Origin of the sequence: Fusobacterium sp., from assembly GCF_019012925.1 — a bacterium.
GTDB lineage: Bacteria > Fusobacteriota > Fusobacteriia > Fusobacteriales > Fusobacteriaceae > Fusobacterium_A.
The window spans coordinates 1-9,058 of sequence record NZ_JAGIRL010000041.1 but is presented as its reverse complement, the minus strand read 5'-3'; the positions used below and the strand labels follow the sequence as shown (position 1 = coordinate 9,058).

Below are 9,058 nucleotides of genomic sequence, written 5' to 3'. Positions count from 1 at the left end.
CGGGTTATGAGCCCGACGAGCTACCAGACTGCTCTACCCCGCGTTAAGTGGTGCCTAGAGCCGGAATCGAACCGGCACGGTAACTAAATACCACAGGATTTTAAGTCCTGTGCGTCTACCTGTTCCGCCATCCAGGCATTTATGTAGAACGCTTTTGCGTTTCAGAACATGTATTATATTATCATATTTTTTATTTTGTGTCAACATTTTTTTATTTTTATTTTTAATTTTTTTTCAATACACTCTTCTAGTTTAGTAAAATCAAGGATTAGTTCCTCTTTTTTTTCTTTCTTTAAATGTTTAAAAAAGTATTCAACTCTACTAGCATCTCCTCTTCCATAACAAATAAAATATAATTCTACTCTCTCTACTCCTCTACTTTTTGTATATTTAGCCCCTCTTTTTTCCATATGTTCTCTATATCTTCTCTCCATATCAGTAGTTATTCCTGTATATAGAGAGGAATCTTTACATCTCAATACATAAATATAATATTTTTTTAAATCTTCCATATCTATATTCTATAATATTTTTCTTAAAATTGAAACAATATCTATAAATTCCTGTTTGACTTTTAATATAAAAAATAATAATATCTAATTAAGAGACTAGATAGAAAGGAGGTTTAATGGATAACTTTAATAAAAATCGACTTAAAAAAATTGAGTTTATATCTATATTACTCATTGGACTTATTATTCTAGGTTTTTCTGCATATGTTTTTTATGAACGGGAGAATGTTATCTCAGGTATATTAAGAATAATAGCCTCTCCTGCAATTTTAATTACAGATTTTCTAGTTATTGGTGGAATAGGAGCTGCCTTTCTCAATGCATTTTTAATTTTTTTATTTAATTTTACTCTATCTAGGTTACTTAAAGTTGAGATAAATGGGCTTCTAATTGCTTCTTTTTTCACAGTCTTTGGTTTTTCTTTCTTTGGAAAGAATATTTTAAATATCTTACCATTCTATCTCGGTGGTATTCTCTATAGTATATATGAGCATATTGATTTTAAGGATATCTTTGTCACAATCTCCTTTACAAGTGCCTTAGCTCCATTTGTAAGTGAGGTGGCATTCAGAGTTGACACAACTGATACATCATATATCAATGCTATAGCTCTCGGTATCATTATCGGATTTATAGTAACTCCACTAGCTAAAAAAATGGCTGGATTCCATGAAGGACTGAACCTCTATAATCTTGGTTTTACAGGTGGTATTCTTGGAGCAGTTATAACCTCGATTTTAAAACTATTTAATTTTACAATCACTCCTCAGAGAATTATCTCCACTGAGTATGATTTAGCACTGAAAATAATCTGTGGCTCAATATTTTTAACTCTAATTATAATTGGATTTTTTATAAATGAGAGTTCCTTCAAAGGATATACAACTCTTCTAAAAGATAGTGGACTGAAGTCAGATTTTGTAAAAAAATATGGTTATGGTTTGACATTTATCAATATGGGGGTAATGGGTTTTGTTGCCACTATATTTGTACTTCTTTTAAAAGAGACACTAAACGGTCCGCTACTTGCTGGTATTCTAACAGTAGTTGGATTTTCAGCCTATGGAAAACACTTTAAAAATACAATACCAATTCTTTTAGGTGTTTATCTAGCTGGTTGGGGAAGTTCTACAAATGGTTTTACAATTGCTCTATCTGCACTATTTGGAACATCTTTAGCTCCTGTAGCTGGAGTATATGGTGTTGTCTGGGGAGTTATTGCTGGTTGGTTACACCTAGCTGTAGTGCAAAGTATAGGTTCTGTACATGGTGGACTTAACCTCTATAACAATGGATTTTCAGCTGGAATTGTAGCTGGATTTTTACTACCAATCATGGAGATGATTAAGGATCGTAAAGACAAAGAGAGATTAAAATATTTAAAAAGAAAAAAACAGATTTATGATGCTATAATAGAAGAAAGAGAAAGAATGAATAAAGGAGATTAGTTATGAATACTGAAGATTTAAAATTTTTAAAAATCGCTGTTGAAAAACATCCGACTACTGGTACAACATTAGAGTACTTAATTAAGCAAAATGCAATTGCAGCACTTGTTTTAAATGCAAGTGGAGATAAAACTCTTCTTGTAAAACAGTATAGACCTGGAATAGCTGGAGAGATGTATGAAATTCCTGCTGGTTTAATTGAAAATGATGAGAGTGAGATAAATACTCTCTATAGAGAGATTGAGGAGGAGACTGGATACCTTCCAGATAGTTATAATATCCTTTATAATCCTAAAAAACCTTTAACTGTCTCTCCTGGATATACTCAAGAGAAACTATATATCTATATTATCCAATTAAAAGATGACTCAATCCTTCCAGAGGCTTTAAAATTAGATGAAGGTGAGGATTTGGTTGGAGAGTGGTTCTCTCTAGAAGAGGTTGAAGATATTTCGCAAGATATGAAAACAATATTTGCTCTATCTCTTTATAGAAATCTAAGATAAAAAAACAAAGAAGTTGATCTATCAGTTCACCTGTAAATCAACTTCTTTTTACTCTATGGATCAACGTATTCCTTCTAAAAGATATTTCCCATACTCACTTTTAGGCTTGGAGAAAAACTCCTCTACCTCTGTTATCTCCTGTATCTCTCCCTTGTAAAGTACCATAACTCTATCTGAAATATTATAAACCACACCTAAATCATGAGAGATAAATATAAATGTTATTCCATTCTCTCTATTTATCTTCTTTATCAAATCTAAAATCTGTTTCTGAACTGCCAAATCTAGAGAAGCCACTGGTTCATCACACACTATTAATTTAGGTTTCAGTATTATTGCACACCCTATAACTACTCTCTGACGCTGTCCTCCACTCAATTCATTAGGATATTTATTCTCATACTCTTCACTCAATCCAACCTCATGTAGAGTATTTTTTACTAAGCTCTCTATCTCATTTCTCTCTATAATCCCATTTGCTTTCAATGGTTCAGCTAGTATATCTTTTATCTTCATAGCTGGATTTAAAGAGCTATATGGATCTTGAAACACCATTTGAATATCTCTTTTCTCTCTTTTAGAAAGCTCTTTAGACAAGAATTTTATATTTCCACTACTCTCTTTTTCTATTCCTAAAATTATCTTTCCAATGGTAGATTTTCCAACCCCAGATTGACCTATGATTGAAAATATCTCTCCTTTTTTTACATCAAAAGATATATTTTTCAAAACAATCTTTTTTTCCTTAGAAAAATATCCCCTTTTCTCATAAAATTTTGATAGCTTTTCAACTTTCAGTATCATTTTTCACCTCTTATCCAAAGGCTCTTAGACAGTTCTATTAACCTCTTTACATATGGGTGTTTCTGCTCTTTGAAAATAGCTTCACAACTATTCTCTTCTACAATCTCACCTCTATACATAACACAAACCCTTTGAGCAAAATCTTTTATTGATTCTAAATCGTGAGATATAAATAATATAGATACTCCTGTACTTTTATGAATCTCTTTAAATAACTCTATTACCTCTCTTTTAGTCTTTAGATCTAAGGCTGTAGTTACCTCATCTGCTATCAAAAGTTGAGGTGATCTTATGAGAGCTCCAGCTATTACCACTCTCTGTCTCTCCCCTCCACTTGTTTCGTGAGGGTATTTTTTTAATATTTTTTCAGCCTCTTTTATCCCAAGTTTTTCTAATAATCCCACTACCTCTTCTTGCCAATTATTAGAATTGCCAAAATGACCTTCATATATTTTTTTTAATTGATGTCCTATTTTTACTGTAGGATTTAGTGAGGTAAAAGCATTTTGAAAGACTGCTCCAATATCACAATTTTTTTCAAACACTCTATAATTTATCTTACTTCTCTCTGGTAAAATCCCTAAAATAAACTTTGTTGTTAAAGTTTTTCCACTTCCAGATTCTCCAGCTAGAGCCACAATCTCTCCTGAATTTATATGGAAATCTATATTTTTTAACAAACATTTACCGTCAATCTCTAAATTTAAATCCTTAATATCAATTAATTTCAATATTTTCTACCTCTTTTCTCCAATTTTTTTATCTGATATACAGTAAAAATTATTGCTATTCCCGGTGCTATTGTAAACCAAGGAGCTGATAAAAAATATGATTGTGATTGATTTAAGATATTTCCTAAAGTGGGATATGGGGGTTGAATCCCCAATCCTAAATAACCCAGTCCTGCCTCTGTGAGTATCGCTCCTGCAAATCCTGTTGTAAAAGCCACTAAAATTGGCTTTAAAATATTTGGTAAAATATGTATATAGATTATTTTTAGATCTTTAACACCATAAGTTTTAGCTGCTACTACATACTCCATATTTTTCTCTTTTTTTACTAGACCTCTTACTACATTTACACATCTTGGTATATATATTACAAAAATTGCAACTACCAGTGAGTGAAATCCTGTTCCTAAGATTATTATTATTCCCAGAGCTATTAGAATCCCTGGAATAGAGATTATAACCTCTACCAAAGTCATAATTACCCCATCTAAAAACTTTCCATAGTAACCTGCTATACTCCCTATCAATACTCCAAAAGTTATTGCTAAAGTTGATGAGATAAAAGAGATGATGAGAGTATTAAAACTTCCCAATACAAGTCTACTAAATATATCTCTTCCTAAATTATCACAGCCTAATATATTTTCTAAAGTAGGTCCTAACAATATCTTTTTCTCACTCATAGCATAAGGATCTTGATAAAAAATAATACAACTTAAGATAAAAATAGTTAATAGTACTAAATACTTTCCTTTTTTCATTATCTTTCACTCCTTATTCTTGGATCTATTATAGAATATAGAATATCTATAATAAAATTGATCACTACTAAAACCACTGATGTATAAAATATCAATCCTTGAACAAGTGGTAGATCTCTATTTATTATTGCTGTTATCATTAGCCTTCCTATTCCTGGAATAGAAAATATCTGCTCAATAATTACAATTCCCATTATCAAATCTATTAACATTATCCCTATTAAAGGAATTACTGGTATTATTGAATTTTTTAAAATATAACAATTTAACCAGAATTTTTTTACTCCATTTACAAAAAGATATTTTATATATTCCTCTCTCAACTCAACTTCCAAATTATTTTTAATATAACTTGTAAAAACCCCTATATTTGGAATAGCTATTACTAGGCAAGGTAGCAAAAGAGATGAAAAACTTTTGTTATACCCCACTGAAAACCATCTCAAAATAACACTAAATAGGAACATTATCAATATCCCTAACCAAAATGAAGGAATAGATATACAGAGCCCTATTAAAAAATCTATTATCTTTTTTACTCTTGCACTTCTTACCTTATGCACAAAAAATGAGAGGGGAATGGAAACCATTAAAACTATTATTACAGTTATAATAGCGATCTCTATTGTCAGGGGTAGTCTCTCTAGTATCAGTTGTGACACAGGATCCCCATACTTAAATGAATTCCCAAAATCACCTGCCAATACACCCTTTCCCCACTCTAAATATCTCAAACCTAAACTTTTATTCAATCCTAGACTCTCCCTCAAGATAGCAATATCTTCAGCTGAACTCTCAACTCCTAATATTGCTAATGCAGGATCTCCAGGAATTAACTCCAATAAAAGAAAAGATATTGTTCCTATCAAATATATGGAAAATACCATTTTCAATATTTTTTTTATGTAATACATCTTACTCTCCGATTTATTCCTCTATATTCATTTTTGAAAAATTGATATATGATAATGGATAGTATTCAAAACCACTTATCTTTTTATCCAATGTTGTTATAAGTTTAGGATCCATTATATATATAGCTGCTTGTTTATCTCTCAATATCTCTTGAGCTTTTTTATAGTTTGTTACAATTATCTCATCTACAGTTGATTCCTTAGCATTTTGTATCAACTCATCATATTCAGCATCTTTAAAGTTAAAGAAATTACTCTTATAATCACTAGTATATCTTCTCAATATTGAGTATGGGTCCAATTTTCCTGAAAGACCAACTATTGTTCCCTCATACTTTCTTCCTGAATAAACATCAGATAGCCAAGTTGTCCACTCAATAGTCTCTATTTTTGCAGTTACTCCTATATTTTTTAATTGTTCAGCTATGATCTGAGCTGTATCTACATGCATCTGATAGTTACTAGGTACTTTTATAGTAAAAGTTAAGTTAGAGTTTCCACTCTCAGTTAATAACTTTTTAGCCTCTTCTATATTCTGCTTCTCTCCAATATTATCTATACAGAATTTACTCATCACAGGGCTCATATTTGTCTCTAACTTAATTCCATCTCCACCCATAACTCCTGCTATAATCTCATCCTTATTTATTGCTAAGTTTATAGCCTTTCTAACTCTCTCATCATCAAAAGGCTTAACATCATTATTTAAAGCAAAAATCTGTACTGTATTTTGTGGAGCTGAAACATTATTAAAATTTTTCAACTCATTTACTCTTTTAGAGTCCACTCTTGAAAGCATATTTATCTCTCCAGATAAAAGTTTTAAAAATGCTGTCTCATTATTTGGCACAACAAATATTGTGACTCTATCTACCTTTACTTTTTCTCCCCAATAATCATCAAATCTATCTAAAACTAACTGTTGCTCTCTATCATATTGAGCAATTCTAAATGGACCTGTCCCTATTGGATTTTTATCCAATTGATCTGCATTCTCATCTGGGACAATTCCCTCTGTCAATGAGTAGATAAAAGCTGAGTCTGCCTCTTTTAACTTTATCTGCACTCTATTTCCATCTAATACTTTTATATCCTCTATCTCTTGAAATAATGCACTTGAAGGTGGGAATCCATCTTTCCCAGACATTCTTTTTAAAGAAAACTCTACATCTTTTACATCTAATGGGTTTCCATTGTGAAATTTTATTCCCTCTCTTATCTTAAATGTATAGTACAATCCATCTTCTGAAACACTATACTCTTCTGCTATTGCTGGAATTAGTTCCCCTTTTGTATTAGGCATTAACAACCCTTCAAATACATTTAACATTATCTCTTCAGTTCCACTAGAAACCATCTTATATGGATTCAAACTATCAATATCCATACTCATTGTTGTTTTTATCTCTTTCTTTTCAACTTTCTCCTCTTTTCCACAAGAGAGTAACAATATACCTAATAATGTCACTACTCCTACTTTTGCCATAATTTTTAAACTTTTCATCATAGCCTCCCTAATAATTTTACTTATTTTTTATAAATTTTTTCAAATCTATACTAAGATATTAATATTGTATCATATTTTCTTTGTAAAAAAAGAGTATAACTAAATTTATTTTAGAATAATCTAGTTATACTCAAAATCGAATCAATTAATTACCATTTTTTAAATTTTTTAATCAGCACATCCCCCTCTTTTAATAAACCAACTACTGTAAGTATGAGAATTATACCAATTCCTGTTCCTATAACTCTATCTAAATAATATACTAATGGTGGTAAATTTTCAGTTACATTAAACATGAGAAAGAGAAAAACAACACCTCCTAAAGCTCCTGAAATCCCTATTACACACTCTATAAAAACGATTACAAACACTATTCCTATTGAACTCCAAATATTCCCATTTAAACTGAATAGAGAAAACACGAAAGCTATTACTCCACCAAATATTGTACTTAAAAATCTCTCCTTTGTTTTTTTTAGTAACTCCCTCAGATCAACATGAAATGGAACTACTGAAGCTAAAGCACAGTAATACATTGTATATTTAGTAACATATCTTGAATCTATATGATTATTTAATATATCTATTAAAAAAACACCTAAGATTACTGCTATTCCTGGAATTGCAGCTCTCTTAAAATGATCCTTCCACTCTTTTTGAGGATATTTTTCTAATTTATTATTATTTTTATGTAGATATTTACTGTATAAACTTATTAATAAAGCTACCATTGTAGCACCTAAAGCTGTTCCTAAAACTCTCTCTTCAAGATAGTTACTCGGTGTCCTATTGGGATCAATATTTAGCATTATATATGTAAAGGCAATACATCCAACTGTAGCTGGTACTTTAAATATCATCTCTGTAAAACAACATACGATTATTAAGCCCAAAAGATATAGAAACATATTCTCTTGAAATCCACTATATGCTATCATACAAGCAATAGCACCACCACAGAACGTCGTGATTGTTCTTTCATAAGCTTGGCGTCTAGTCTTAGCTCCACTCAAATTCGCTACATTCAATACTGCTATCCCCACATAAAATTTAGATAATCTCAAAAGATCAGCTAAATATAGAGCTAACAATAGTGAAACTCCAACCAACATAGCTCTCTCCAATATGTTTTTAAATTTACTATCCATCATTTCCCCTTTTATAATTTCATAATTATTTTAATTTTAAAATTTTTTTAGAAATTTTTCAAGTAATTTTAATAAACTATTGTACTATTATATCTCCAACTGTCATATTCAAATGTTTAATTAGATCTTGAGGATTGATTAAAATCTGTAGTCCTCTTATTCCAGCACTTATCATTATTATATCTTTAGTGAGAACACTGCTATCTATAAAGCTTCTATGTCTTTTCTTTATCCCTATAGGAGAACATCCTCCTCTTATATATCCAGTCATATTAAATAGCTCTTTTAATTCTAACATCTCCACTTTCTTAACTTCTGCTAACTTAGCTAATTTTTTTAAATCTATATTATCTGCACCTGCTATACAGGCCACTATCATCTCTTTCTTCTCTGTCAACAAAACTAATGTTTTAAATATCTTAGTTATGTCCTGTCCTGTTTTAAGTGAAACTGCAATGGCACTCAAATCATTTTCATCCACTTCATATTCTCTATAATTGTAAGCTATCTTACTTTTATCTAATTCCCGCATAGCATTTGTCTTTTTCATAACTACCCTCTTTTCATCAGTTTTTTACAAAAAATAAAAAAAATGGCGCTTCCTAATGGACTCGAACCATTGACACTGCGGTTAACAGCCGCATGCTCTACCGACTGAGCTAAGGAAGCACTCTTATGAGAGCTTGGCAAGTTCCTATCCTCCCAGGAGGCTTCCCTCCAAGTACTT

10 protein-coding genes and 2 tRNA genes are annotated in these 9,058 nt (G+C 30.9%); 2 read left to right on the top strand and 10 right to left on the bottom strand.

All coding sequences use genetic code 11. The features are described from left to right. Positions 1 to 48: 48 nt before the first annotated feature. Positions 49 to 137, bottom strand: a tRNA-Leu gene (locus QZ286_RS07540). A 63-nt stretch (positions 138 to 200) separates the two neighbouring features. Then, entirely contained in the window at positions 201 to 512 is a 312-nt protein-coding gene (locus tag QZ286_RS07535) for a GIY-YIG nuclease family protein (protein WP_291256348.1), read from the bottom strand. Positions 513 to 628: 116 nt separating this feature from the next. Here QZ286_RS07535 and QZ286_RS07530 point away from each other — a divergent pair, with 116 nt between their 5' ends. Both QZ286_RS07530 and QZ286_RS07525 read left to right on the top strand, forming a co-directional pair. Then, positions 629 to 1,960 (top strand): DUF1576 domain-containing protein, encoded by a 1,332-nt coding sequence (locus QZ286_RS07530; RefSeq protein WP_291256347.1) that lies wholly within the window; start codon positions 629 to 631, stop codon positions 1,958 to 1,960. A gap of 2 nt (positions 1,961 to 1,962) precedes the next feature. Then, on the top strand, positions 1,963 to 2,466 hold the full coding sequence (locus QZ286_RS07525) for an NUDIX hydrolase (RefSeq protein ID WP_291256346.1): 504 nt from the start codon (positions 1,963 to 1,965) through the stop codon (positions 2,464 to 2,466). A gap of 60 nt (positions 2,467 to 2,526) precedes the next feature. Here QZ286_RS07525 and QZ286_RS07520 read toward each other — a convergent pair whose 3' ends face one another. The 8 genes from QZ286_RS07520 to QZ286_RS07485 all read right to left on the bottom strand — a co-directional run bounded on the left by QZ286_RS07520 (position 2,527) and on the right by QZ286_RS07485 (position 9,000). Then, positions 2,527 to 3,270: an ABC transporter ATP-binding protein gene (locus QZ286_RS07520; protein ID WP_291256345.1), complete on the bottom strand. Its 744-nt coding sequence runs from the start codon at positions 3,268 to 3,270 to the stop codon at positions 2,527 to 2,529. Next, positions 3,267 to 4,001, bottom strand: a complete 735-nt coding sequence (locus QZ286_RS07515; RefSeq protein WP_291256344.1) for an ATP-binding cassette domain-containing protein — start codon at positions 3,999 to 4,001, stop codon at positions 3,267 to 3,269. The genes QZ286_RS07520 and QZ286_RS07515 overlap by 4 nt, the downstream gene beginning before the upstream one ends. Then, positions 3,998 to 4,762, bottom strand: a complete 765-nt coding sequence (locus QZ286_RS07510; protein WP_291256343.1) for an ABC transporter permease — start codon at positions 4,760 to 4,762, stop codon at positions 3,998 to 4,000. Before QZ286_RS07510 ends, QZ286_RS07515 begins: the two co-directional genes overlap by 4 nt. Beyond that, positions 4,762 to 5,676, bottom strand: a complete 915-nt coding sequence (locus QZ286_RS07505) for an ABC transporter permease (RefSeq protein WP_291256342.1) — start codon at positions 5,674 to 5,676, stop codon at positions 4,762 to 4,764. The genes QZ286_RS07510 and QZ286_RS07505 overlap by 1 nt, the downstream gene beginning before the upstream one ends. Positions 5,677 to 5,689: 13 nt before the next feature. Further along, a complete protein-coding gene (locus QZ286_RS07500) occupies positions 5,690 to 7,180 on the bottom strand; it encodes an ABC transporter substrate-binding protein (RefSeq protein ID WP_291256341.1) in 1,491 nt (496 codons plus the stop codon). 152 nt (positions 7,181 to 7,332) lie between these two features. Next, a complete protein-coding gene (locus QZ286_RS07495) occupies positions 7,333 to 8,331 on the bottom strand; it encodes an FUSC family protein (protein WP_291256340.1) in 999 nt (332 codons plus the stop codon). Positions 8,332 to 8,407: 76 nt separating this feature from the next. Next, entirely contained in the window at positions 8,408 to 8,881 is a 474-nt protein-coding gene (gene ybaK, locus QZ286_RS07490) for a Cys-tRNA(Pro) deacylase (RefSeq protein WP_291256339.1), read from the bottom strand. 43 nt (positions 8,882 to 8,924) lie between these two features. Beyond that, positions 8,925 to 9,000: transfer RNA gene (locus QZ286_RS07485), tRNA-Asn, on the bottom strand. Between the last annotated feature and the right edge of the window lie 58 nt (positions 9,001 to 9,058).